The sequence below is a fragment of the Chitinimonas sp. genome, from assembly GCF_036568685.1.
Classification (GTDB): Bacteria; Pseudomonadota; Gammaproteobacteria; order Burkholderiales; family Chitinimonadaceae; genus Chitinimonas.
In genome coordinates, this window is record NZ_DATCSC010000011.1 from 1 (window position 1) to 25,306 (window position 25,306).

General features: G+C 64.9%; 22 protein-coding genes. 14 read left to right on the plus strand and 8 right to left on the minus strand.

Features of this window, described 5'->3' with window-relative positions; translation table 11 throughout:
* From VIM95_RS01830 to glgX, 3 genes are all read left to right on the plus strand, one after another.
* The coding region (locus tag VIM95_RS01830; RefSeq protein ID WP_331982295.1) for a methyl-accepting chemotaxis protein at positions 1-1,570 on the plus strand (1,570 nt) is incomplete at its 5' end.
* A gap of 549 nt (positions 1,571-2,119) precedes the next feature.
* On the plus strand, positions 2,120-4,285 hold the full coding sequence (gene glgB, locus VIM95_RS01835) for a 1,4-alpha-glucan branching protein GlgB (protein ID WP_331982298.1): 2,166 nt from the start codon (positions 2,120-2,122) through the stop codon (positions 4,283-4,285).
* A 1-nt stretch (position 4,286) separates the two neighbouring features.
* Positions 4,287-6,359: a glycogen debranching protein GlgX gene (gene glgX, locus VIM95_RS01840; protein WP_331982301.1), complete on the plus strand. Its 2,073-nt coding sequence runs from the start codon at positions 4,287-4,289 to the stop codon at positions 6,357-6,359.
* A gap of 6 nt (positions 6,360-6,365) precedes the next feature.
* On the opposite strand, the gene VIM95_RS01845 is transcribed toward glgX, so the two are convergent.
* Genes VIM95_RS01845 through VIM95_RS01855 form a run of 3 tightly spaced genes read right to left on the minus strand, consistent with a single transcriptional unit; the run spans position 6,366 to position 9,885 of the window.
* The gene (locus VIM95_RS01845; RefSeq protein ID WP_331982304.1) at positions 6,366-8,831 is read right to left on the minus strand and encodes an ABC transporter permease; all 2,466 of its coding nucleotides are present in this window, start codon (positions 8,829-8,831) and stop codon (positions 6,366-6,368) included.
* Positions 8,828-9,163 carry a hypothetical protein gene (locus VIM95_RS01850; RefSeq protein WP_331982307.1) on the minus strand — a complete coding sequence of 112 codons (336 nt, stop codon included), beginning with the start codon at positions 9,161-9,163 and terminating at the stop codon, positions 8,828-8,830. The genes VIM95_RS01845 and VIM95_RS01850 overlap by 4 nt, the downstream gene beginning before the upstream one ends.
* Positions 9,160-9,885 (minus strand): ABC transporter ATP-binding protein, encoded by a 726-nt coding sequence (locus VIM95_RS01855; RefSeq protein WP_331982310.1) that lies wholly within the window; start codon positions 9,883-9,885, stop codon positions 9,160-9,162. Before VIM95_RS01855 ends, VIM95_RS01850 begins: the two co-directional genes overlap by 4 nt.
* On the opposite strand from VIM95_RS01855, the gene VIM95_RS01860 reads away from it, so the two are divergent.
* From VIM95_RS01860 to VIM95_RS01870, 3 genes are all read left to right on the plus strand, one after another.
* Positions 9,875-10,489, plus strand: coding sequence for an arylesterase (locus tag VIM95_RS01860; protein WP_331982313.1), 615 nt, complete (start codon positions 9,875-9,877; stop codon positions 10,487-10,489). The two genes, VIM95_RS01855 and VIM95_RS01860, sit on opposite strands and share 11 nt — an antisense overlap.
* 64 nt (positions 10,490-10,553) lie before the next feature.
* Complete coding sequence (locus VIM95_RS01865) at positions 10,554-11,237, plus strand: hypothetical protein (protein ID WP_331982316.1); 684 nt, start codon at positions 10,554-10,556, stop codon at positions 11,235-11,237.
* A 242-nt stretch (positions 11,238-11,479) separates the two neighbouring features.
* Positions 11,480-13,096: a methyl-accepting chemotaxis protein gene (locus VIM95_RS01870; protein WP_331982319.1), complete on the plus strand. Its 1,617-nt coding sequence runs from the start codon at positions 11,480-11,482 to the stop codon at positions 13,094-13,096.
* Positions 13,097-13,152: 56 nt separating this feature from the next.
* On the opposite strand, the gene VIM95_RS01875 is transcribed toward VIM95_RS01870, so the two are convergent.
* Genes VIM95_RS01875 through VIM95_RS01885 form a run of 3 tightly spaced genes read right to left on the minus strand, consistent with a single transcriptional unit; the run spans position 13,153 to position 15,667 of the window.
* The gene (locus tag VIM95_RS01875; protein WP_331982322.1) at positions 13,153-13,557 is read right to left on the minus strand and encodes a GNAT family N-acetyltransferase; all 405 of its coding nucleotides are present in this window, start codon (positions 13,555-13,557) and stop codon (positions 13,153-13,155) included.
* 17 nt (positions 13,558-13,574) lie between these two features.
* On the minus strand, positions 13,575-14,429 hold the full coding sequence (gene lgt / locus VIM95_RS01880) for a prolipoprotein diacylglyceryl transferase (RefSeq protein WP_331982325.1): 855 nt from the start codon (positions 14,427-14,429) through the stop codon (positions 13,575-13,577).
* Between the two features lie 50 nt (positions 14,430-14,479).
* The gene (locus VIM95_RS01885; RefSeq protein ID WP_331982328.1) at positions 14,480-15,667 is read right to left on the minus strand and encodes a low temperature requirement protein A; all 1,188 of its coding nucleotides are present in this window, start codon (positions 15,665-15,667) and stop codon (positions 14,480-14,482) included.
* 264 nt (positions 15,668-15,931) lie between these two features.
* On the opposite strand from VIM95_RS01885, the gene ilvD reads away from it, so the two are divergent.
* The 5 genes from ilvD to VIM95_RS01910 all read left to right on the plus strand — a co-directional run bounded on the left by ilvD (position 15,932) and on the right by VIM95_RS01910 (position 19,582).
* Positions 15,932-17,788 carry a dihydroxy-acid dehydratase gene (gene ilvD, locus VIM95_RS01890; protein ID WP_331982331.1) on the plus strand — a complete coding sequence of 619 codons (1,857 nt, stop codon included), beginning with the start codon at positions 15,932-15,934 and terminating at the stop codon, positions 17,786-17,788.
* Positions 17,763-18,095 (plus strand): antibiotic biosynthesis monooxygenase, encoded by a 333-nt coding sequence (locus VIM95_RS01895; protein ID WP_331982334.1) that lies wholly within the window; start codon positions 17,763-17,765, stop codon positions 18,093-18,095. Before ilvD ends, VIM95_RS01895 begins: the two co-directional genes overlap by 26 nt.
* Entirely contained in the window at positions 18,092-18,403 is a 312-nt protein-coding gene (locus VIM95_RS01900; protein ID WP_331982337.1) for an MGMT family protein, read from the plus strand. Before VIM95_RS01895 ends, VIM95_RS01900 begins: the two co-directional genes overlap by 4 nt.
* A gap of 305 nt (positions 18,404-18,708) precedes the next feature.
* Positions 18,709-18,909 carry a hypothetical protein gene (locus VIM95_RS01905; protein WP_331982340.1) on the plus strand — a complete coding sequence of 67 codons (201 nt, stop codon included), beginning with the start codon at positions 18,709-18,711 and terminating at the stop codon, positions 18,907-18,909.
* 181 nt (positions 18,910-19,090) lie between these two features.
* Positions 19,091-19,582 carry a DUF456 domain-containing protein gene (locus tag VIM95_RS01910; protein ID WP_331982343.1) on the plus strand — a complete coding sequence of 164 codons (492 nt, stop codon included), beginning with the start codon at positions 19,091-19,093 and terminating at the stop codon, positions 19,580-19,582.
* Between the two features lie 93 nt (positions 19,583-19,675).
* On the opposite strand, the gene lptG is transcribed toward VIM95_RS01910, so the two are convergent.
* Both lptG and lptF read right to left on the minus strand, forming a co-directional pair.
* A complete protein-coding gene (gene lptG, locus VIM95_RS01915; RefSeq protein ID WP_331982346.1) occupies positions 19,676-20,752 on the minus strand; it encodes an LPS export ABC transporter permease LptG in 1,077 nt (358 codons plus the stop codon).
* Positions 20,749-21,825 (minus strand): LPS export ABC transporter permease LptF, encoded by a 1,077-nt coding sequence (gene lptF / locus VIM95_RS01920; RefSeq protein ID WP_331982349.1) that lies wholly within the window; start codon positions 21,823-21,825, stop codon positions 20,749-20,751. The genes lptG and lptF overlap by 4 nt, the downstream gene beginning before the upstream one ends.
* 199 nt (positions 21,826-22,024) lie before the next feature.
* On the opposite strand from lptF, the gene VIM95_RS01925 reads away from it, so the two are divergent.
* From VIM95_RS01925 to VIM95_RS01935, 3 genes are read left to right on the plus strand one after another with little or no spacing between them, the layout of a single operon-like run.
* On the plus strand, positions 22,025-23,734 hold the full coding sequence (locus VIM95_RS01925) for a leucyl aminopeptidase (protein WP_331982352.1): 1,710 nt from the start codon (positions 22,025-22,027) through the stop codon (positions 23,732-23,734).
* Positions 23,735-23,739: 5 nt separating this feature from the next.
* A complete protein-coding gene (locus tag VIM95_RS01930) occupies positions 23,740-24,174 on the plus strand; it encodes a DNA polymerase III subunit chi (RefSeq protein WP_331982355.1) in 435 nt (144 codons plus the stop codon).
* A 3-nt stretch (positions 24,175-24,177) separates the two neighbouring features.
* Positions 24,178-25,227, plus strand: coding sequence for a hypothetical protein (locus tag VIM95_RS01935; RefSeq protein WP_331982358.1), 1,050 nt, complete (start codon positions 24,178-24,180; stop codon positions 25,225-25,227).
* The last annotated feature ends 79 nt before the right edge of the window (positions 25,228-25,306 follow it).

Genomic DNA, 25,306 nt, shown 5'->3' on the forward strand with positions numbered 1-25,306 from the left:
TCCGGCCGGCTACCAGCCCGAATATGAAAAGCCGGGCTGGGGTGATTTCTATTACACCCCCAAGCAAAGGCAGAAGGACACGGTGACCGAGCCCTACCCCTATGAGGTACAGGGCAAGATGGTGCTGATGTCTTCCCTGGTAGTAGCGATCAAGGATATGGCCGGCAAATTCCAGGGCGTGGCCGCGGTGGACATGCCGCTGGGTAATCTGCAGGCCAGCTTCAGCCAATACAAACCCTTCGACGTGGGCCACCTGACCCTAGTCTCCAATAGCGGGCTTTACGTGGTGCAGCAGGACGACAAGCTCCTGGGCAAGGCCATCGAGAAGGACCGCTACCCAACCGACTTCCTGGCCAATGTGCAGGCCGGCAAGCCCTTTGAATTCGAGAGCGGGGGCGAATTGCAGGTCTGGCGCCCGATCCAGATCGGCGATAGCGGGCAGTACTGGTCGCTGGGCGTGGTCATTCCCAAGACGGTGATCGTGGCCGATGCGGTCAAGGCGCGCCGTCAGGCCATTCTGGTGGGGGCGGTCGCCGCAGTCTTGATCCTGCTGGTACTGGGTGGCTTGCTGACGGCGCTGACCCGGCCGCTGGGGCGGCTGGCCGCAGCCATGGAGGCACTGGCCTCTGGTGAGGGCGACCTGACCCGCCGCCTGCAGGTCGACAGCCGTGACGAGATAGGCCGTACCAGCGAATCGTTCAATCACTTCATGGGCAAGCTGCGCGAGATGTTCGTGCAGGTGCGCGAGCAGAGTGCCTCGGTCGGCCAGGCGGCCCAGTGCCTGTCCGGTAGTGCCGATACGGTGGAGCAGGCCTCGAACCAGCAGGCCGAGGCAGCGACCGCCACGGCAGCCAGCGTGGAGCAGGTGACAGTCAGCATCCAGCATATTGCCGAGACGGCACGGGACTTCGAGCGCAGCGCGCGTGAGACCGGTCAGGCGACGGCGCGAGGCCAGGCGCTGGTGGACGAGGTGGCGGCCGAGATCGATCAGGTCAACCATAGTGTGGATGCCCTCGCGGGCAGCATGAGCCGGCTGGGCCAGCAGTCGGCCAAGGTCGATACCATCGTCAATGTGATCAAGGATATTGCCGACCAGACCAACCTCCTGGCGCTCAACGCTGCCATCGAAGCGGCCCGGGCCGGCGAGCAGGGCCGCGGCTTTGCGGTGGTGGCGGACGAAGTACGCAAGCTGGCTGCGCGCACCGCCGAGGCTACGGTGGAGATCGGCCAGATCGTGCTGGAGATCCAGCGTGAGATCGAGGGGGCCGGTGACGGCATGCAACAGACCCGTGATCGCATAGGTAGCGGCGTCGCCATCTCGCACAAGGCCAGCGAGGCCATCGGCGCGGTGCGTGGCGAGACCGAGCGCCTGGTGGGCGATGTGGGCGTGATCGCCGACTCGACCCGCGAGCAGGCTGCGGCCAGCACCGATATCGCCCAAAACGTCGAGCGCATCAGTGCCATGGCACAGAGCAACAGCCAGGCGGTGGCCGAGGTGGCGGATGCAGTGATGGAGCTGGAGCGCTTGTCGCGCAGCCTGGGTGAGCTGGTAGGCCGTTTCAAGATCTAGGCCTAAGCGTTATGAGCCGGAGGACAGGGGGCCGGCAACCGGCCCCCCGTTTTTCTTCACCCGTTCTTGCTGCCTAAGCGGGGCGCGGCAGCCATTCCCCGCCTGGGCATGCGGGCTGGTCCTGCCACTGCAGCTGTCGCGTCTGCGACACCAGTAGTCGACACCGTCGCCCATGCAGTCGAGCCCCCGGGCTCGGTGCTGCCCAGACGGCGGCTACCCTTGCGAAGCGAGCGCTTCACCTACCGGTTATCGGCAGCGCCAGCGGGAAGTTGAGCCTTGTAAGCCTGGTGTTATGACTACGCAAAGCCGTTGCAACAATGCCGGGGCAGACTGCGCGCACGTTCCTGCCGTAGTGTCGTGCAGGTGTGGCTCCCGCCCGGGCGAGCCCAAGGTACCGGGCACCAGAATTCACCGCGGTGACGCCATCATCGCCTTTTGCACACGCCCCGTTTTGTCGGGGCGTGCTGCTTTGTGCTTGCCAGTCTGGCGCCGATGAGAAAATAGTATGAACAGGCTCTAACATGAGAGAAATCAAGCGAGGGAGCAGGCATGGCGGGCAGCACGCTCGATCATTGGGAAATCGAGGCGATATGCCGCGGCGAGCATGGCGATGCTTTTGCCGTACTGGGTGTGCACGGGCCGGAGGGACTGGCCCAGCTGCGTGTCTGGTTGCCCGAGGCGCAAACGGTCACTGCGTTGCGCCAGGACGGCAAGCCCCTGGTCAAGCTGGCCTGTCTGGATCCGCGTGGTTTCTTCGCGGTCGCGCTGCCGGCGGACGCCACGGATCGGCGCTACCGTCTGGAGGTGCGCTGGCAGGGGGTGACCCTGCAGCTGGACGACCCCTACCAATTCCCGCCGCTGTTGGGTGAGGTCGATATCTGGCACCTGGGCGAGGGCTCGCACCGTCGGCTCTGGCAGGTGCTGGGGGCGCACGTACAGGAAGTGGAAGGGGTGCACGGCACCCGCTTCTCGGTATGGGCGCCCAATGCCAAGCGTGTCTCGCTGGTGGGGGATTTCAATTTCTGGAACGGCAGCGCCCACCCCATGCGTCTGCGGCGCGAATGCGGGGTATGGGAGCTGTTCCTGCCCGGCGTAGGCCCTGGCGATGCCTATAAATTCCAGGTGCTGGACTGGGATGGCCTGATAGTGCACAAGGCCGACCCCTTCGGTTTTGCCGCCGAGCTCAGGCCGGCTACCGCTTCGCTGGTCCACACCCTGCCGCCGCCCTTGCCCAGCCGGCCCCTGGACAGTGGCCGCGATCGCCCGGTCAGCATCTACGAGGTCCATCTGGGTTCCTGGCGGCGCAAGGACGGTGGCGCATGGCTGAGCTACCGCGAGCTGGCCGACATTCTGGTGCCCTATGTGGTGGGGCTGGGCTTCACCCATATCGAGTTGCTGCCGGTCAGCGAGCACCCCTTCGATGGCTCCTGGGGCTACCAGCCCGTGGGGCTCTATGCGCCGACGGCGCGCTTTGGTACGCCCGAGGATTTCCGTTACCTGGTCGAGGCCATCCACGCTGCGGGCCTCGGTTTGCTGCTCGACTGGGTGCCGGGGCACTTCCCCGAGGATGCCCACGGCCTGGCCCGGTTTGATGGCACCCACCTCTACGAGCATGCCGACCCGCGCGAGGGTTTCCACCGCGATTGGAACACCCTGATCTACAACTATGGCCGGCGCGAAGTAGCCAACTTCCTTAGCGCCAACGCCCTGTTCTGGCTGGAGCAGTACGGTGTGGATGGGCTGCGGGTCGACGCTGTGGCGTCCATGCTCTACCGTGATTACAGCCGGGAGGATGGCGACTGGGTGCCCAATGTGCACGGTGGTCGGGAGAACCTGGAAGCGATTGGCTTTCTGCGCCAGACCAACCACTGGCTGGGTGTGGAGCGGCCCGGCGCAGTCACCCTGGCCGAGGAATCGACCGCCTTCCCGCAGGTCAGCCGACCGCCCGAGCACGGTGGCCTGGGCTTTCACTACAAGTGGAATATGGGCTGGATGCACGACACGCTGGACTATATCCGGCGTGACCCAGTCCACCGTCGCCACCACCATGGCCAGCTGAGTTTCGGGTTGACCTACGCCTTTGGCGAAAACTACGTGTTGCCGCTTTCGCACGACGAGGTGGTTCATGGCAAGGGTTCGTTGCTGACCAAGATGCCTGGTGACGACTGGCAGCGTTTTGCCAATCTGCGAGCCTATTTCGGCTTTATGTGGGCCCACCCTGGCAAGAAGCTGCTCTTTATGGGTGGCGAGTTCGCCCAATGGCGGGAGTGGGACCATGACCAGAGCCTGGACTGGCACCTCTTGGACGATCCTCGTCACGCTGGCATACAGCGGTTGGTGGGTGACCTGAACCGGCTCTATGTGGCCACGCCGGCGCTGCATAGGCTCGATTGCGAGCCGACCGGCTTCGATTGGGCCTGCTGGGAAGATGCCGACAACTCGGTGCTGAGCTTTCTGCGCCACGATGGAACGGGCGGGGTGGTGCTGGCAGTGTGCAACTTCACCCCGCAGGTACGAGAGGACTACCGGATCGGCGTGCCCTTCGCCGGCCGTTGGCGCGAGGCCATCAATACCGATTCGCGCCACTACGGCGGCAGCGACGTGGGCAATGGCGATGCTGCCAGCATCGCAGCGCCCTGCCATGGCAAGCCTTGCTCCCTGAGCCTGCGGCTGGCGCCGCTGGCGACCCAGCTCTTTGTCCTGGAGGTGGACTGAGATGGCGCTCGCGCTGGGGCTGAGGCCTGGCAACCCTTTCCAGCTCGGTAGCAGCTGGGATGGCCAGGGGGTGAACTTCGCGGTCTATGCCCTCAATGCCGATAGGCTGGAACTGTGCCTGTTCGACGCCAGCGGCCAGAACGAGCTGGCCAGGTTGCCGCTGCCCGGTCAGCATGCTGGCGTCTGGCATGGTTACCTGGCAGGTGCAGAGCCGGGTTTGATCTACGGCTACCGCGCCCACGGCCTATGGCTGCCCGGCCGTGGCCACCGCTATAACCCGGCCAAGCTGCTGCTGGACCCCTATGCCCGCCGCCTGCATGGCCGCTATGGCGGGCAGGGCGACTATTGCGATCATCTGCCGGGCGACCCCTGCCGGCCAGACCCACGCGACAACGCCATGCATGCGGTCAAGGCGGTGGTGGGCGATGGCCGCGACTTCGATTGGCAAGGGGATCGTCGACCTGGTGTGCATTGGCGCGACACGGTGATCTACGAGCTGCACGTCAAGGGCTTCAGCCAGCTCAATCCGGCGGTACCGGAGACCCTGCGCGGCAGCTATGCCGGCCTGGGCCACCCGGCCAGTGTTGCGTGGCTCAAGCAGCTGGGCGTGACCACGGTGGAGCTCTTGCCCGTGGCGGCTTGCGGCGACGAAGGCCAACTCCTGGCGCGTGACATGGTCAACTACTGGGGCTACAACCCGCTGGCCTTGATGGCGGTCGAGCCGCGCTATGCCAGCAGCGACGACCCGGTGGCCGAATTCAAGCAAATGGTACGGTCACTGCACGCTGCCGGCATCGAGGTGCTGTTGGATGTGGTCTACAACCACAGTGCCGAGGGTGGCATAGGTGGTCCGACCTTCAATCTGCGCGGCCTAGACAACCGCAGCTACTACCGGCTGGCGCCGGATGGCCGCGACGAGAACTGGACCGGCTGTGGCAATACCCTCAACGTGGCCGAGCCGCGCTGCCTGCAACTGGTGCTGGATAGCCTGCGCTACTGGGCGGAGTGCTGCCATGTCGATGGCTTTCGCTTCGATCTCGCCCCCATCCTGGCGCGCAATATGCCCGGCAGCTTCGAGAGCTGGTCGGCCTTCCTGGCCGCGGTACAGGCCGATCCCGTGCTGAACCGGCTGAAGCTGATAGCCGAGCCTTGGGATATCGGTCCGGATGGCTACCGGGTGGGGGGCTTTCCTCCGGGCTGGGCGGAGTGGAACGACCGCTACCGCGACAGCATGCGCAGCTTCTGGCTGCACCATGGGCCGGCCCGGGGCGAGTTCGCCCGCCGCTTGACCGCCAGCAGCGATCTGTTCGAACGGCGCGGCCGCCTGCCCTGGGCCAGCGTCAACTTCCTGACCGCCCATGACGGCTTCAATCTGCATGATCTGGTGAGCTATAGCCATAAGCATAACGAAGCCAATGGCGAGCATAACTACGACGGCAGCAGCCATAACCACAGCTGGAACGGTGGCGTCGAGGGGCCGACCGAGGATGCCACCATCAACGCCTTGCGTGGCCGGCTCAAGCGAGCCCTCCTGGCTACGCTGCTGTTCAGCCAGGGCACACCCATGCTGCTGGCTGGCGACGAGCTGGGCCACAGCCAGCAGGGCAACAACAACGCCTATTGCCAGGACGGCCCGATCAGCTGGCTCGATTGGGAGGGCAAGGATGAGGAACTGGCGGCCTACACTGCCCGCTTGATCGCGCTGCGGCGGCGCTACCCCGGCCTGCGCCATGGGCGCTGGTTCAGCGCCGACGCGCATGGCGGCTATGAGCAGCGTGACGTGGATTGGCGCAACGCGGAAGGCAAGCCCATGACGCCGGCCGAGTGGGATGGCCGGGAACGCTTCAGCCTGATCGTCGAGCTGGGGCCGGAGGGTACTCGCGAGCGTCTCTTGCTGCTGGTCAATGCCGAAGCACAGGCGACGACATTCACCCTGCGACCGGGGCGTTGGCTCAGGCTGCTGGACACCGCCGACCCGCAGGCCGGCGAGGCCTTGTTCCAGCACTGCGCCGATGTCGAGGCCAACGCCATCTGGCTATTGACCCTGGACAGCGGCGGCCGGGTTACCTGGTAGGACGGGTCAGCGCAACGCCCTGAGTGGCGGCGTTTTCAAGACCCGGTTCAGCAGGGGCGTCGCCGCCAGGCGCGCGGCCAGGGCACCGAGCAGCAGGCCAGTCGGCAGCAGCCACCAGCTGATGCGGGCCGGCAGCTCGAAGAGCTGGATGGCTGCCGCCGCCCCTATGCCCAAGGCCGCGCCGGCCGCCAACAGGCCCGCCAGGCCGCCCACCAGCAAAAGTTCGGCGCTGGCGGCCTGCTTGACCACTGCGCCGGCCGCTCCCAGCGTGCGCAGGATGGCGGCCTCGCGCTTGCGCTCGTCATGGGTGGCCAGGGTGGCGGCATAAAGCACGGCAATGCCGGCGGCCAGGCTGAAGGCGAACACCACCTCTACCGCGGCCAGTACCCGGTCCAGCACGCTACGTACCTCACGCAGGATGACCGAGACGTCGATCACCGTCAGGTTGGGGAAGCTGCGCGACAGCGCGCTGCCGAACGCATGGCGCGCGTCCGGCAGGTAGAAGCTGCTGACATAGCTGGCCGGCTGCTCAGCCAGCAAGGCGCGGCTGCCAACGACGAAGAAGTTGACCTGGAAAGAGTCCCAGTCGACCTTGCGCAGATTGCGTACCGGCGCGGTATAGACCGTGCCGGCGATATCGAAGCTCAAGGTGTCGCCGAGCTTGATGCCCAAGGTGCGGGCGATACCTTCCTCCACCGACCAGCCGGGCTGGTCCTCCTGCAGCGGCTGGCCCGCGGTGATGCGGTTGTCCTTGCGCAGGCTGTTGCCCCAGGAGAGGTTGAACTCTCGTTCCGAGAGCCGCTTGGCCTGCTCGTCGCCATAGCGGTCAGGTTGTACCGGCTGGCCGGCGATATTGATCAAACGGGCCCGTATCATGGGCGAGAAGCCGGGCTCGGTCAGGCCCGCGCTACGGAAGTTGGCGGCAATGGCCGCGCGCTGCTCGGGCTGGATATTGATAATGAAGCGGTTGGGCGCATCCTTGGGTACCGACTTGTCCCAGGCGGCCAAGAGGTCGCCGCGCACCACGGTGAGCAGCATCAGTGCCATCAGCCCCAGCGCCAGGGCGACGATCTGCGCCACGCTCAGGCCGCGCCGCCGGGCGACGTTGGCCAGGCCAAAACGCCAGCCCACATTGGCGGGCAGCGGCAACTTGGGCGTCAGCCATACCAGGCCCCAAGCCGCCAGGGCGGCCAGACCCACGGTACCGGCCAGCCCGGCCAAGGCCAGTGCAGCCAACTTTGCTTCGCCAGCCTGCCAGGCAATCAGCCCGGCCAGTGCCGCCAGGCCCAGCAGGCTGGCTAACGGGGCGTTGCCGGGTGGTGTCGCATCGCGCCGTATCACCCGCAGGGGCGAGACGCCCCGCAGGCGCAGCAGTGGCGGCAGGCAGAAGCCCAGCAGCAGGGTCAGGCCGACCGCGCCACCAGCCAAGGCGGGCAGGGGGCCGGCTGGCGGCAAGGCGGTATCGAAGAAGCCGGCCAGCACATGGGCGAGGCCGAACTGGGCCAGCCAGCCCAATGCCACGCCACCGCTGATGGCGATCAGCGCCAGGAGGCTGTACTGGCGCAGGAACAGGCCCACGATGTCGCGCTGGGTCAAGCCCAATGTACGTAGCAGAGCCACCGAGTCGAGGTGCCGTTCCACATAGCGACGCGCGGCCAAGGCAATGGCCGCCGCTGCCAGAAAGACGCTGATCAATGCCGACAGGCGCAGGAAGCGGTCGGCACGGTTCAGCGAGGTCTTGATCTCCGGTCTCGCCTCCTGCACGTTTTCCAGCCGCTGACCACGCTTGAGCTGCGGCTTGAGCCAGTTGCGCATGGCATTGACCTGCTCAGGTGTGCCGGCCAGCAGGAGGCGATAGCGTACCCGGCTGCCAGGTTGGATGAGCTTGGTGGCGGCTAGGTCGGCCTCATTGAACAGCAGCCGCGGCACGAAGTTGTAGAGGTCCATGGCCCCATCGGGCTCGCGTGCCAGCACAGCGGCCAATACAAAGGTCTTCTCGCCCAGTTGCAGCTTGGCGCCGGGAGCGAGATTGAGTGCGTCGAACAGACGCTGATCGGCCCAGGCGGTACCGGGTGCCGGTGCCCCCTTGGCCTTGACCTCGCTGGTACCTTGCAGGAGCTTGACCTCGCCGCGTAGCGGGTAGCTGCTGGAGACTGCCTTGACCGTGGTCAGCTGGGCGCGGGCGGCCGTCTGCGCCATGCTGGGGAAGGTGATGGTGGCGCCGCGAGCCAGACCGCGCCGGTCGGCTTCGGCCGCAAAGGCCGGTGGCAGCGGCTGGTCGGTATTCAGCACCAGGTCGGCGGCCAGCAGCCTATCGGCTTCGCTTTGCAGCGCCTGCGTTACCCGGTCGGTAAAGAAGCCCACGCTGCTCATGGCGGCTATCGCCACCACCAGCGCGACTGCCATCACGGTCAATTCGCCCGCGGCCAGGTCACGCTTGAGCCAGCGCCAGGCCAGGTTCCAGAGTTTCATTGCTTGTCCTTGTCTATACGCTGGTCCAGTGCTGCAAGCCCTTCACCAGGCAAGAGACCTAATGCTGCCCCGATCAGTGCCCCCATCACGGCCCAGTCGAGCACCAGCCAGGCGTGCTCGCCTGGCACCAGCAGCATATAGAGATCCATGATCAGGTAGACGGGACCGCTGACCAGCCCCAAAGGCACAGACAGCCACCCCCAGCCCGCGTCGCGGCTCTGCCAGCCGATATGGACACCCTTGGCCAGGCTGGCCAGCAGTGCACCCCAGCCGGCACCGAGCAAAAGATCGGTCAGCAGGCTGCGCCAGCTGGCGCTTGGCAGCTTGTTCACAGCCCCTGACGCTCCACCACCTTGCCGGCGGCCAGTCGCAGGCGACAGCCGCAGCGCGCTGCCAGTCGCTCGTCATGGGTGACCAGGACCAGGGTGGTGCCGGATTCGGCATTCAGGCTGAAAAGGAGGTCGATGACCCGCTCACCGGTCTGGGTATCGAGGTTACCGGTCGGCTCGTCGGCAAACAGCAGTTTGGGTCGGGTGACGAAGGCGCGTGCCAGCGCCACGCGCTGCTGCTCGCCACCGGAGAGCTCCTTGGGCCGGTGTTGCAACCGGTGACCCAGGCCTACCCGCTCCAGCAAGGCCTGGGCGGTACGCTGGGCGTCACCCTGGCCGGAGAGCTCCAAGGGCAGCGCCACATTGTCGAGCGCGGTCAGCGCCGGCAAGAGCTGGAAGGACTGGAACACAAAACCGACCTGGCGTGCCCGCAAGCGAGCCCTGCCATCCTCGTCCAAGGTATCGAGCGCCTGTCCGGCCAACTCGACGCTGCCCTTGGAAGGGCTGTCGAGGCCGGCCAGCAAGCCCAGCAAGGTAGACTTGCCCGAGCCCGAGGCGCCGACGATGGCCAGCGTACTGCCCTCGGGCAGGGCGAAACTGACCTCGTCGAGTATGGTCAGCGTCTCATGGTCGAAGCCGACTTGCTTGCTCAGGCCACGGGCCGCCAGAATGGCGGGGCTGAGGGTCAGCGTTTCATCATTGGGGAAATCGAGCGTGGCGCGCATTGTTCTGTTCTTGGGTCTGTTGTTCAGTTGTCTGGCGTCTATGGCCTGGGCCAAGGAGCCCCGGACCGTCCTGGTGTTCGGCGACAGCCTCTCGGCTGGCTACGGCATACGCATCCAGCAGGCCTGGCCTACCCTCTTGCAGCAAAAGCTCGGCCAGGACTGGCGGGTGGTCAACGCCAGCATGTCCGGCGAGACCACGGCCGGTGGTCTGACCCGCCTGCCGGCGGCGCTCAAGCAGCATCAACCCGAGCTCTTGCTGCTGGAGCTGGGCGCCAATGATGGCCTGCGCGGTCTGCCGGTCGAGACCGCACGGCAGAATCTGATCACCATGATCGAGCTCGGTCGCAAGGCCGGCGCCCGGGTCGGGCTGATCGCCGTCCGTATGCCGCCCAACTTTGGTCCTGCCTACACGACAAAGTTCGATGCCATGTTCGGCGACTTGGCGCGGCAATACAAGCTGCCCCCGCCGCCTTTCCTGTTCGAGGGCATCGCCGACAAGCCCGAGCTGTTTCAGGGCGACCAGCTACATCCTGTCGCGACCGCCCAGCCGCGCCTGCTCGACAACGTCTGGCCGCTGGTCCAGGCCCTGCAACTCAAGCATTGAGCCCTTGTCGGCACATGCGTTTGCCCTCATATAGCCAGCCTGCCATCCACCTGAAAGACGCACCATGACGCCTGCCGACTACCTTGCCCGCTCGGGCCTGCCGGACCTTTTGCCCGAAGCCCTGGTGCAGCCCCACCTCGCTGCCTACGCCGAACTGGCCGAGACCACCCGTGTGCCGACCGTGCTCGACAACCTCTACCGCTACAAGGTACCCGAGCTGGGCGAGAACGGCGCCTGTTCCCTGCCAGACCAGTTGCAGGCCGAACCCTATGACCTGGCGCCTACCCTGGGGGGCGAGACCGTCGAGACCAGCCACCGCCTGGCCGTGCTCAAGCGGCTGATCGACCAGATCGTGGTCGAGAGCGGTTGCGGTTGGTTGGGGGTCTATCAGGCCCGCAAGGTAGCCGACGGACGGGCATTGGTGAAGCTGGCCTATGCCGGCAAGCCCAGCAGGGCGGAATTCCCCCTGACCGAAGCCTTTGCCGAGTATTCCAACAATAGCGCCGTGGGCCTGTCCGGCCGTGGCCGCATCATCGACAACGTCGACAGCTACGTGGCCGAGGGCGGCGCTTATTACACCTGCGATGCGGAGGTGCAGAGCGAGGCATGTCTGCCGCTCTATGCCGAGGATGGCAGGCTGGTAGGCATCATCGATGCGGAGGATGCCCGCCGCGATTTCTTCCGCGGTGAAGTGCTGGCCCGCTTGCTGGCGCTGTGCCTTTTGGCACCCAACTGGTTGCCTGATTAAGCCTGACCGGTGCTGCCAATTTGCGATGGGCGGCCTGAAAATGCTTTTGGTATAAAAATCAATTGCCTAGCAGGCCTCTATAATAGAAAACCCTAATATTTCACTCGGAAGGACGCTTGCGACAATTGGGGAAATATATTCACGCCCGGCAAGCAGGCCGGGCTTTGTGTTGCGGGGCGCTATATTGACATGGGCGCCAACCCTACAAGGGCTTTGCAGGCAGTACTGATTAGGAAACCATCGTGAAGCTATCTCATCGCATGAGCGCCGTGATCGGCGCTGTCTGCAGCTTGTTTGTGCTGACTGCCGTGATCGCGGTAGTGGGCTTTCAGAACAATCAGCGTCATTTGGACCACTTTGTCGAGCGCGACCAGGCCGAGATGCAGATCATCTCGCGGCTCTACATGCTGGCCCAGGGCAGTAGCGTCTCGCTGCGCAGCCTTTACACCGACCCGACCAATGACAAGGCCCTGGCCGACCTCAATGCCGCGCCGGCCCGTATCGACGCAGCCGTTGCCACTGCCACCAAACTGCTGTCTGACGATGAAGAAGACAAGAAGCGGTTGGCCAAGTTTGTCGAGCTGCGCAAGCAGCAGCAACAGTATCAGTTCGAGGCGCGCGACCTGGTGGTCGGTGGCGATCTCGACGCTGCCCGCGACAAGATCATCCAGTTTGAAAGCATGCTCGCCTGGGAGCCCATGCAGACCTTGCTCGATGGCTGGAGCAAGGATACCGCTGGCCAGGTCGCGGCGGCCAAGACGGCTGCGGCCACCGCCAGCAGCCATATCCGCAACCTGGTGATCGTGGTTTCCGTTGTGACCCTGCTGATCGCAGCTGCCTTGGGCGCATGGCTGGTCCGGTCGGTCATGCGGCAGATCGGTGGCGAGCCGGATCTGGCCCGCAGCCTGATGCGCGACCTGGCCGGTGGTAACTTGGGTCGGGTGGTACCGTTGCGTGCCGGTGACCGCGACAGCCTCCTGGCCAATGTAGAGGCCGTGCGTACCGGCATGGCCGCCAATGTGGGCGCGCTGCGTGAGCTGGCCGAGCGGGTCAATCAGGAAGCAGGCGCGGTCAGTGCCGGCACCGGCCGTATTTCCGAAAGTGCCCGGGTGCAGAGCGATTCGGCCGCCGCCATGGCCGCGGCGATCGAAGAGATGAGTGTCAGCGTCAACCATCTGGCGGCCAATGCCGGTACGGCGCACGCGTTGACCGAGCAGGCTGGCCAGCATGCCGAACGCGGTAGCGCCACCATCCGCAGTGTGGGCGTGGAGATCGACCGGGTGGCCGGTACCATCCAGCAGTCGGCTAATACCATCAACGCCCTGGGCCAGGAAACAGCCCAGATTTCCTCCATCGTCGCGGTCATCCGCGAGATCGCCGACCAGACCAATTTGCTGGCGTTGAACGCCGCCATCGAGGCCGCCAGGGCTGGTGAGGAGGGGCGCGGTTTTGCTGTGGTGGCCGATGAGGTGCGAAAGCTGGCAGAGCGGACCACGGCTGCGACTGCCCAGATCGGCGGCATGATCGCCGGCATCCAAAGCTCGGCCGCCGAGGCCGTGAGCGGCATGGATGCCTCGGTCGGCCAGGTTGAGGCTGGCGTGGCCGGTGTGCGCAGTGCCGATGGCGTGATGGGCGAGATCCAGCAGGGCAGCCGCGAACTGGTCAATGTGGCGAACGAGATCTCGCTGGCACTCAAGGAGCAGTCGGCCGCCAGCCAGGACATCGCCCAGAACGTCGAGCGTATCGTGCAGATGGCCAGCAACACCACCGACAGCGCCGAGCAGGGGGCTGAAGCAGCCCGCAGGCTGGAAGAAGTCGCCCGTGAGCTACAGGAGAGCGTGGCCCACTTCCGCCTCTAGGTGGGTGGAGTGATCCATGCAAAACGGCGCCCCTGGGCGCCGTTTGTTTTGGATGATCAGTTGTAGAGGTAATCCTGAGTCAGCTTGGCCAACACGTCCGGATAGGGCTCGAAGCCCGCTTGCCGGTAGAAGGGTTGCACCCCTTCGTCCGCCACCAGCATCACCCGCCAGACTGGCATGGCGGCCAGCAAAAGCGTCAACATCTGCCGGCCTATGCCCTGCCGCTGGTAGTCCGGATGTACCGCCACGTCGTAGATCAGGCCATGGTATTCGCCGTCGCAGAGCGCACGGCTCACCCCCACCAGGCGCTCGCCATCATAGGCCAGGCAGACATGGCTGCTCTGCAGGAAGGCGCGCAGTATCTTGTCGCCCAGGCGGCCACCGAGCTCGGTGGCCTGGAACAGTGCCTCCAATACCTCGCGGCTTAGTCCCTCACAGTTGTCGCGGTATTCAATAGCCACGGCAATGCCCTGGGTGGTTAGCGGCGGCGGGAGCTGACCATCAGCAGGTAGGCGCCGGCCAGGATCATGGGCAGGCTCAGCCACTGGCCCATGCTGAGACCGAACTGCAAGAGGCCCAGGAAGTTGTCGGGCTCACGCGCGAATTCGGCAATAAAGCGGCACAGGCCGTAGCCGATCAGGAATATGGCAGACACCTGGCCGGTCTGGCGCGGTTTACGCGAGTACAGCCACAGCACCACGAACAGCATCAGCCCTTCCAGGACGAACTGGTAGAGCTGGGAAGGATGGCGCGGCAGGCCGCCATAGGTCTGCAGCCAGGTGTAGTACTCGGGGTTGGTCTGCGCCGCCAGCTGGTCCTCGGCGTTCACATCTGCACCACGGAACAGCATGGCCCAGGGGACATCGGGACGGGTGATACGGCCCCACAATTCGCCATTGATGAAATTGCCGAGCCGGCCCGCGGCCAGGCCCAGCGGTACCAGCGGGGCGACAAAATCGCTGATCTGGAAGAAGGTACGACCGGTCTTCCTGCCATACAGCCACATGGCCACCAGCACGCCCAGGAAGCCGCCATGGAAGGCCATGCCGCCTTCCCAGATCTTGAAGATATCGATCGGGTTGTTGAAGTAGAAGCTGGGCTTGTAGAACAGCACATAGCCCAGCCGGCCGCCGAGTATCACGCCCAGTACGCCGTAGAACAGCAGATCGTCGAGCTGGGTCTTGGTCCAGCCGCTCTCGGGGTGTTTGCGGATGCGGTAGTTACCCAGGGCCAGGAAGAGCACGAAGGCGATCAAATACATCAGCCCGTACCAGCGTATGGAGAGGGGCCCCAGGTGGATGGCGACCGGGTCGAAGTGCGGGTGGATCAGCATCTGTCAGCTCAGGTAAGAGGCAGGGAGGCCGGCATTATAGCCGGCCGGCGTCAATCCGCCGTGACCGTCTGGGGCAGGCAGCGGGCCATGCTGTGGCGGTCCCAGGCCGCTACCGCGACCAGGACCAGGGTGGCGAGTCCGGACAACAGCACCGGGCTCAAGGACGGGGCGGGCCAGGCTAGCAATAACAGGGTGGTGACGCCCAGCAGCGTGGAGATGGGCGGACGCCGTCGACCTGCGATGGCGGCTTTGAACAGTGCGCAGCCCAGCAGATAAAGCACGGGGCCGCCCAGCACGGTCAGTATGACCTTGGGTTCGCTATGGCCAAGCGGATGAGTCAGTACGAACTCGTCGGCCACGGCGGCGACGATGATGCCTGCCACGATGGGCAGGTGGATGTAGGTATAGGCCAGGCGCGCCAACCGACCGGGGTCCTGATCGTGGGCGATGCGCTCGCTGCCTCGCTCGGCGCTGACGTCGAAATACAGCCACCACATCGCCAGGCTGCCTACAAAGGAAATCACAAAAGCGGTGACACCGACGGGAGTCCAGGTACTGGCGCTGAAGGTGGCGCCGGTCACGACGATGGATTCACCCAGGGCGATCAGGATGAACGCCGCGCAACGTTCGGCCATGTGGCCGCCTTCAACATTCCAGTCGCGGGTACTGGAGCGGCCCATGCCCGGCGTCCAGAAACCCATGGCCGGCGAGGCATACTCGACCAGCAAGGCCAGCAGCCAGCAAACGAGTCTGGCCTGGCCGTCAAGCAGGCCGCCGGCAATCCAGAGCGTACCGCCGGTCGTGAGCCAGACCTGTATGCGCAGAAAGTTGCGGTGCAGGGCCGGGTGCTGGTCGCCCAGTGAGCCCAGTGCAAAGGCGTTACGGCCCACCTGCATGAAGACATAGGCAAGCGCAAACATCAGTCCTCGCCCTTCAAAGGCATCGGGTATCGAGGCGGAGAGCAACAGTCCTGCCTGCATCAGAGCCAGCAGGGCGATACGGACCGGCAGTTTTTCGGGATCCAGCCAGTTGGTCACCCAGGAGGTAAAAACCCAGACCCACCAGACTGCAAGCAACAGCATCAGGGTATGGGCCGCTCCTGCCAGGCTGAAGTGATTGATCAGGCTGTGTGAAAGCTGAGTGATGGCGAAGGCGAAAACCAGGTCAAAGAACAATTCGACGAAGGTGACCTTGTGGTGGCCATGAGCGGCAGCGCCGCGGAGTAGGTTGCTGTGCATGGGCGGGAGTGTAGACCGTACGTCGTCCCTATGGGCAAGGATTGCCGTAGGTCCATACAGCCGCTGGCAGGCTGTCGTCGTGGCGGCAAAGTCAGGCTACAATCGTTCTCCTACAGACCCGCGAAACGTAGCGCCTCCATCCCGGCGCGGGTCGTGCAAGGCAGGCCAACCGCCGCTTCCCGCGACCCCGTTTCCTTCCCGCATCACCGGGCCGTCAATCCGACCACTATTTCGGCGCGCACTGGCACGCCAAGGATTCACCCCATGCCCGCTTACCGTTCCCGTACCACCACCCACGGCCGCAACATGGCCGGTGCTCGCGCACTCTGGCGCGCCACCGGCATGAAGGATGGCGACTTCGACAAGCCCATCATTGCCATCGCCAACAGTTTCACCCAATTCGTGCCTGGCCACGTGCACCTGCAGAACCTTGGCCAGTTGGTGGCCCGCGAGGTGGAGCGTGCCGGTGGCGTGGCCAAGGAATTCAACACCATTGCCGTGGACGACGGCATCGCCATGGGCCATGGCGGCATGCTCTATTCGCTGCCCAGCCGTGAGCTGATCGCCGACTCGGTCGAGTACATGGTCAACGCCCACTGTGCCGATGCGCTGGTGTGTATCTCCAACTGTGACAAGATCACCCCCGGCATGTTGATGGCCGCACTGCGGCTCAATATCCCGGTGGTGTTCGTATCTGGCGGGCCCATGGAGGCCGGCAAGGTCAACTGGCATGGCGAGACCCGCAAGCTCGACCTTGTGGACGCCATGGTGGAGGCCGCCAACGACAAGGTCAGCGATGCCGAGGTGGCCGCGGTCGAGCGCAGCGCCTGCCCGACCTGCGGTTCCTGTTCGGGCATGTTCACCGCCAATTCCATGAACTGTCTGACCGAGGCCCTGGGCCTGAGCTTGCCGGGCAACGGCTCCACCCTGGCTACCCATGCGGACCGAAAGGAGCTGTTCCTCAAGGCCGGCCGCTTGATCGTTGAGCTGGCCAAGCGTTTTTACGAAGGCGACGACGCCTCGGTGCTGCCGCGCAGCATTGCCACCTTCAAGGCCTTTGAGAACGCCATGAGCCTGGATGTGGCCATGGGCGGCTCGACCAATACCGTGCTGCACCTTTTGGCGGCCGCCAGCGAGGCCGGTGTGGACTTCAAGATGGCCGACATCGACCGCGTCTCGCGCCGGGTACCGTGCCTGGCCAAGGTGGCACCGGCCACCCAGAAGTACCATATGGAGGATGTGCACCGCGCCGGTGGCGTGATCGGCATCCTGGCTGAGCTGGACCGTGCCGGCTTGATCCATGGCGATGCGCTGACCGTACATGCGCCCAACATGGGGGCTGCGTTGGCCGCCTGGGATGTGATGCGCCAGCCGGCCGACTCCGAGGCGCACCGCTTCTTCCGTGCCGCGCCGGGTGGTGTACCCACCACCATCGCCTTCAGCCAGTCCATGCGCTACCCCGATCTCGACATGGACCGTACCAACGGTTGCATCCGCTCCAAGGAGAATGCCTATTCGCAGGACGGCGGCTTGGCCGTGCTGTACGGCAATATCGCCGAGCGTGGCTGTATCGTGAAGACGGCCGGCGTGGACGAGAGCATCCTGACCTTCACTGGCCGGGCCCGTATCTTCGAGAGCCAGGATTCAGCGGTAGAGGCCATCCTGGCCGACCGCATCGTGGCGGGCGACCTGGTGCTGATCCGCTACGAAGGCCCCAAGGGCGGGCCCGGCATGCAGGAGATGCTCTACCCGACCAGCTATCTGAAGTCCAAGGGCCTGGGCAAGGCTTGCGCGCTGCTGACCGACGGGCGTTTTTCCGGTGGTACGTCGGGCCTTTCGATTGGCCATGCCTCGCCTGAGGCGGCCGAGGGTGGTGCTATCGGCCTGGTGGAGGAGGGCGATACCGTTGAGATCGACATCCCCAACCGTCGTATTCATCTTGCGATTGCCGAGAGCGAGCTGGCGCGTCGCCGCGCCGCCATGGAGGCGCGTGGCAAAGATGCCTGGAAGCCCGTCGATCGGCAACGTCATGTCAGCCCGGCCTTGCGTGCCTACGCCGCCATGACCACCAGTGCCGACACCGGTGCGGTGCGCGATGTCAGCCAGATCGAGCGGGGCTGAGTTGATACTGGAGATCGCACCCCTACAGGTGCGACCCGGCCAGGAGGCGGCCTTTGAGGCCGCCTTTCTGGAAGCACAGCGCATCATCGCCAGCATGCCGGGCTACGTTGAGCACGAGCTGCAGCGTTGCCTGGAGCGCGTTGGCCACTACGCCCTGCTGGTGCGCTGGCGGAGCCTGGCTGACCATGAACAGGGTTTTCGCCTATCGCCGCAGTACCAGCAGTGGAAGGCGTTGCTGCACCACTTCTACGACCCTTTCCCGACCGTGCTGCACTACCAGGCAGTGGCGGGCGTACCGGCCAGATGAACGCCCAGCACGCCGCCTTCTACGCCGTGATCCGTACCATACCCGAGGGCTGGGTGATGAGTTACGGCGCGGTCGCCAAGGCGGCGGGACTGCCACGCCATGCCCGCCACGTGGGTGTGGCACTCAAGCAGGTCCCTGACGACGCGGCCAGCGTACCCTGGTGGCGGGTCGTCAATGGCGAAGGCCGCATCAGCCCGCGCGGCCTCGATGGCTCGGACGACCTGCAGCGTGTGCTACTGGAAGCCGAAGGCGTGCAATTCGCCGACAACGGCCGCATCGACCTGCGCCGCTTCGGCTGGGGCGGTTAGTACGAAAAGCAACGGGTGTTAGGTAAAGCCTCTACGGCGCGCTGACGAGCGTCAGCGAGGTTCCCCGCCGGCGGGCGGGGCGGAGGGGCTGGGGCTAAATCAGGTGAGCACCGTTGCATCAGGTCTCGCAATGGGTAAGCGTCCGGGTTCCCGGGCGCACCTCTGAACTTGGGTGCCACGTGTCGCTCGTTGTTTTCAACTAGGTGCTTCTTCCGCGACGAACGGGCGCGCAAAAAAAACCCTACAGGACTAGAGTCAGGTCTCAAGCAGCGGATGTCAGCGCTGCGCCAAGGAAAGGAGGCCGGATGCGCGAACAGTCATTGAGATTGATTGACACGCTTAGCTACCAAGGCCCGGAACGTCGCGCCGTTCAACGTCGTCACCCCATACATCCGCAGGAACGCGACTGGCGAATTTCCAACCTGGCGCTGATCGGCAGTGATCAGCGTGGTTCCTTTGGCCGCCGTGCTGGCGACTACGCATTTCTAACGGGTACGTTGCATTGACCCGTCCTTCATGTAGCGTGTGTTAACGCTGCAGCCGGAAGGTAAACCGGCAAACCAAGGCGACCAGCAGGCAGGGTCGCCTTTGCATTTCCAACTTCCCTTCCTTGCCCCGGTCTGGCCGCTGGCATCGCTGCCGGCTATGCTCGCCCCTGGGCGCTGTCGCCCAGGCGGAGAGGGTGGTATGGACTACGCGGCATGGCTGGGCTGGTTGCTGGTATTCGTGATGTTGCTGGCGGGCCTCGCCGGCAATCTGCTGCCACTGATCCCGGCGGCACCGCTGCTGTTTGGCGGCTTTCTGCTCGGTGCCTGGCTCGATGGTTTCCAGCGCGTGGGCTGGGGCTGGTTGGCGGTGCTGCTGGCCCTGACCATCATCATGGCCGTGATCGACTTCATCGCCGGTGCCTGGGGGGCGAAAAAGCTGGGCGCCAGCCGCCAGGCCGTCATCGGTGCCACCCTGGGGGCGGTGCTGGGCATCTTTCTGGGTATACCCGGTCTGATATTCGGCCCCTTTGTCGGCGCTGCGGCGGGGGAGTTGATCGCCCGTGGCGAAACGTTACGAGCCGGCAAGGTCGGGCTGGCAACCTGGCTGGGCATGCTGGTGGGGACCGTCGCCAAGCTTACCCTCAGTGTGCTGATGATCGGCCTCTTCGCGCTGGCCTACTTCATCGGCTGAACGATGCTCTTGGCCCACACAAGGCAAAACGCCCGGGCTTGCCGGGCGTTCTGCTTTATTCCTGGCCCAGGTCTGGGTGTCAGGTTGGCGGTGTTAACGTCGTTCCTGGCGGTAGAGCAGGGCGAGAGCGAACAACAGGAAGCTCAGCGTCGGGATGGAGGCTGCCAGCACGGGCGGCCAGTCATAGAGCAGGCCCCAGGTGCTGATCAGCTTGTTCACGAAGTAAAAGCCCAACCCCATCATGATGCCGATAAAGAGCTTCATGCCCACCCCGCCGGCGCGCCGCTGGGTTTGGGCGAAGGGCAGGGCGATTACCAGCATGGCCAGGCTGGCCAGCGGGTAGACCAGCTTGGTCCACAGCGCGATCTCGTAACGGCTGGTCTTTTGCTGGTTGCGCCGCAAGTGCTCGATATAGTCGAGCAGGGTCAGGATGGACATCTGCTCGGGCCGGATCAGCAGCACGGACAGCGTGCTGGGCGTCAGCGAGGAACGCCACACGTACTCGGGCAGCCTCTCCATCCGGACCTGGTCCTGGTCGAAATGGGTCAGGGTGATGTCGGTCAGCTTCCAGGCGCCTTCGGTGGGCAGCCACTGGCCGCGCAGGGCGTAACCGTAGCTGGACATGTGCTGGGCACGGTCGAAGCGGTAGACGTTGACATGGCGCAACGTCTGGTCGGGCAGGACCTCGCGCACGTTCACAAAGCTGCCTTCCTCACGCTGCCAGAAGCCAGAGCGGGAGTCCTGTGTCAGTACCTGGCCCTTGGCCGCCAGCTGCAGCTGGGTGGCCGAGCGTTCGGCGTAGGGGGCCACGTACTCGCCGATGGCCATGGTCGCCAGGGCGAACAGCAGGCCGGCCACCGCGAGGATGCCGATCAGCCGGACCAGTGACAATCCACCTACCCGCATCACAGTCAGTTCGGAATGCTGGTTCAGCATGGAGAGGCCGATCATGCCGCCGATCAGCACCGCGATCGGCATCAGATCGTAGGCGTGGCCCGGCACCAGCAACAGCACGTAGCCCAGCAATTTGGCAAAGGTATAGCTGCCGTGGCCGACATCGCGCAACTCGCCGATCAGGTCGAAGAACAGGAACAGGCCGAGCAGGCCCGCCAGCACGAACACGCTGCTGCGGACGATATCGGCGATCAGGTAGCGGGTGATGGCTTTCATGTGCGCGGCTTGGCTCGCAAGCGGAACAGGGCCCATACCACGACGGTCATGACCAGGTGCACCGGCCAGATACCAACAATGCTGGGCAGCTTGCCGGAGGAGATCCAGCTCTGGCCGATGCTGACCAGGTTGAGGTAGATGGAGAACAGCAGGATGGCGACGATCAGGTTGAAGCCGCGACCGACCCGCGGGTTGACGTAGGCCAGCGGTATGGCCAGCAGGGCCAGTAACAGGGTGGTCACCGGGCTGGCAATACGCCTGGCCAGTTCGCCCTTGTCGTCAAGGTCCTGGCTGCCGATCAGGTCCAGCGTAGGGGCTGCCTCGCTGGAGGTGCGTACCTCGTGACGGTCAGGCTCCTGCACACGGATGCGGGCCTCGGTGAACTGGACGATGCGGTAGTTGACCTGGCCCTGGGTGCCCTCATAGCGGCGGCCATTCTGTAGCACCAGGGTGCGCTCGCCATCCGGCATGCTCAGTAGGTAGCCTTCGGCCGAGACGGTGACGGTCTGCGAGCCATCCTTTTCGGTCGATTGCACGAAGATGTTGCGCGCTGCGCCACTCTTGCCGGCGAAATTCTCGATAAAGGTCACCCTGTCGGCCAGGGTGGATTCCTTGAAGAGGCCAGGGGAGAGAGCGGAGAGATCGTCGCGGCTGGCCATCTGCTCGCGGTATTCACGGCTCTTCTGTTTGGCCCAGGGGCTAAGCCCCATGCTCAACATGGCCACCACGAGGGCGAGCGGCACGGCAAAGGTCAGTGTTGGGCGTATCCAGGCGGTCAGCGGTTGGCCGGCAGAAAACCAGATCGCCATTTCGTGATCGCGCCAGGCACGGGTCAATGACCACAGCACGGTGATGAACACCGTCATGGAGACGATCCAGGGCACGATACCCAGCAAGGTGAAGCCCAGCAGCGCACCGACGGCATCGGCGCTGACCGTGCCGCTGGCAGCCCAACTCAGCAGTTTGGCACCGCTGGTGACGACCATGATGCTGAGCAGAACGATGAACACACCGGCCCCCATGCTGGCGAATTCGCGCAGCATGGCGCGCTCGAACAATCGCTCGGACGGCATGATCAAACGCAACGGGGAAGGGCGTGAATTCGGGGCGGACACAGGTTGTGCTTTGACTTTTGCCGGTTGAGTTCGGAAAATCGGGGGAATTTCCCCGATTCTCGCTGCGGCCACAAGCCGCGGTGCGTATCAGAAACCCAGCGGGGCGCGCTATCCCATTTCGGGTGGCGGCCAAGCCGCGATCTTACAGGAGTCCACCGTGGAAATCATCGCCAAGGCCGCAAGCCCTGAAAAACACAAAGCAGCTGTGCTGGCACTGTCGGTCAGCAACGGAAAACTGGGCGCTGCGGCGCAAGCGGTGGACAAGGCTGCCGGCGGCCATCTCGCCGCAGTCGTCAAGCTGGGCGATCTCGACGCCAAGGCCGGCAGCAGCGTACTGCTGCACAAGGTGAACGGTGTTGCCGCCGAGCGCGTGTTGCTGGTCAGCGTGGGCAGCAGCGACAAGGAATTCCGTGATGCCGCCCGTGCCGCCGTCAAGGCCGGCGTGGCTGCCGGTGGTGAACTGGCTGTTGCCTTCGACGGCAAGGCTGCCGCTTGGGCTGCCGAAGAGATCGCCGTCGCGGCGCACGATGCCAGCTACAAGTACGATGCCACCAAGTCCAAGAAGGACACCAAGGCCGTCCTCAAGAAGGTGACCGTGCTGGTCGGCAAGGCCGACGAGGCCGCCGCCAGCGCCGGCGTAGCCGCCGGTGCCGCACTGGGCTCCTCGTTGACCGTGGCCAAGAGCCTGGGCAACCTGCCCCCCAACTTCTGCACCCCGACCCACCTTGCCAACACCGCCAAGGACATCGCCAAGCAGTTCGGCATGAAGGTCGAAGTGCTGGACCGCGCCGAGATCGAGAAGCTCGGCATGCTGTCCTTCGTGTCGGTTGCCAAGGGCTCGGTCGAGCCCATGAAGCTGATCGTCCTCAAGCATGAAGGCGGTGCCAAGGGTGATAAGCCCATCGTGCTGGTGGGCAAGGGCATCACCTTCGATTCGGGCGGTATCAGCCTCAAGCCGGGTGCCAATATGGACGAGATGAAGTACGACATGATGGGTGCCGGTTCGGTGTTGGCCACCATGCATGGCGTCGGCGCTGCCAAGCTGCCCCTCAATGTCTACGCCGTGGTCGCCAGCTGCGAGAACATGCCGGCCGGCAACGCCAGCAAGCCGGGCGACGTGGTCACCACCATGAATGGTCTGACCGTCGAGATCCTCAATACCGATGCTGAAGGTCGTCTGATCCTGTGCGACGCGCTGACCTACGCCGAGCGTTTTGACCCGGCCGTGGTGATCGACGTAGCCACCCTGACCGGTGCTTGCGTGGTCGCCCTGGGCAACCACACCAGCGGCCTGTATGCCAACAAGGACGCGCTGGCCCGCGAACTGCAAGTCGCTGGCGATCAGGCCGGTGACCGCGCCTGGCAGATGCCGATGGGCGAGGAATACCACGAACAGCTGAAATCCAACTTCGCCGACCTCGCCAATATCGGCGGTCCGGGCGGTGGTTCGGTGACTGCAGCCTGCTTCCTGTCGCGCTTTGCCGAGAAGTACGACTGGGCTCACCTCGATATCGCCGGTACTGCCTGGAAGTCGGGCGCTGCCAAGGGTGCTACCGGTCGCCCGGTGCCGCTCCTGACCCAGTTCCTGCGTACCCGCGCCGCTGCTGCCGGCAAGACCAAGTCCGCCGCCAAGGCCGCACCGACTGCCAAGGCTGCACCGGCCAAGGCTGCTGCTGCCAGCAAGGCGGCACCTGCGGCCAAGGCTGCCGTAGCTGCGAAGACGGCCAAGCCGGCTGCTAAACCGGCCGCCAAGCCTGCCGCAAAAGCCGCCGCCAAGCCCGCTGCAGTGGCCAAGCCCGCGGTGAAGCCGGCCGCCAAGCCTGCTGTCGCCAAGCCGGCCGCGAAAACGGCTGCTAAGAAGAAGTAAGGCCCGTGCCACAGGCGAGCTTCTACTTCAACGTGGCCAACCGCGAGCAGGCGCTATGCCAGCTCGTGGGCAAGGCGGTGAAGCGCAAGCTCGCCACCGGTGTGGTGACGGATTCCGAGACGGCCAGCCAGATGCTGGACCGGCTGCTGTGGGAGTTCCCACCCACCGGTTTTGTGCCGCATTGCCTGGGCAGCCACGCGCTGGCTGCCCAGACACCGGCGCTGATCGACCACCGCCTCGAGGTGCTGTTGCCGCGGGACGTGGTGTTTAACTGGACTTCCCATATTGTCCGTACCGACATGGGGATAGAACGCATCGTCGAAATCGTGCCGCGCGACGACATGGCCCTGCGCCAGGAGGCGCGGACACGCTTGCAGCTCTACAAGCAGGCCGGCTACGAGGTGGACTTCACCGACATGGCCACACTGGTTAAAGGTTGAGACATGGCTGAGTCCTATCCCCCGCCGGACCCTGATACCGAACCGCCGGCAGTGCTCGGCAAGATGGATGCGTTGATTGCCCGGCATCGTGGCAGCGGCGTCGATCCCAATGTGCCGGTGCTGACCGATCTTGACCCTGCCGATGCGTTCGGCGAGATCCCGGTCTTGACCCAGGTGGCCTCCGTGGTGGGTGACGACCTGATGTTCACACCGGATGAGATCCGGGCTGAATATCCGGCGGATACCCCTGCTGCACCGGCCCCGCAATGGCGTCATAGCCCGGACGGCCCGCCGACCGAGGTCACCAGCCTGCCAGTGGTCGACGAGGCGCCCGTCCTGCCCGACTCCCGTCCCATCGTGCCGCCCCCGGCGGCCACACCACGACCGGCCGCAACCCTGAACCCGGCTCCGCCGGTGTTGGATTTTCCTGAGCTGGTCATCCCCGCTGACAAGCCTGCGATCGCCAAGCCGGCCCCCGCGCCGGCCCCATCGCCGGTGAGTGGTCCCTTGATGCCGGAGCTGGCGCTCAATTTCGATTTCTCGCTGCCTGACGAGCCGGCCACGGCACCAGCCAAAGCGGCGCCGACCAGCGCGGCCCCCCCGTCCATCGCGCCAGCGTCGGTGGTACGTCCCGTTGCACCGCCCCCGCAAGCCCTGGCACCAGCGATATCTGCCACACCGCAGGCCAACCCTGCGCCATTGGTTGCGACAGCTGCGGCCCCGGCAGTCCCGGCCGCGCCGTTCAAACCCTTGGCACCGGCGGCGCCGGTGGCCAAGCTGGTATCGGAGGAAGTGCCCGAGCTCAGTATCGAGCTTGATGCCGCCGATGAGATCCATGCCGCCGATGCCTTGCCCGCGCCTGATCCGGCCGAGCTGACGGCGGCCATCCTGACCAGCCTCAAACCCGAAATCGAGAAGCTGGTGCGGGGTGAACTCGCCAAACAGATTGCCTCGCTGCATGTTGAGGTGCTCAAGCGCACGCTGGGTGCTTTGCAGCCACAGCTGGACAAGCTGGTCAGCGGCAAGATCGAGGAAGTGCTCAAGCGCCGCTGACGGCCCCCTCGCCGCACCGGTTGCGCTACGGTAAAATCGTCTGCTTTCATCGACATGGCGCATTTGCGCCATGCCGCTT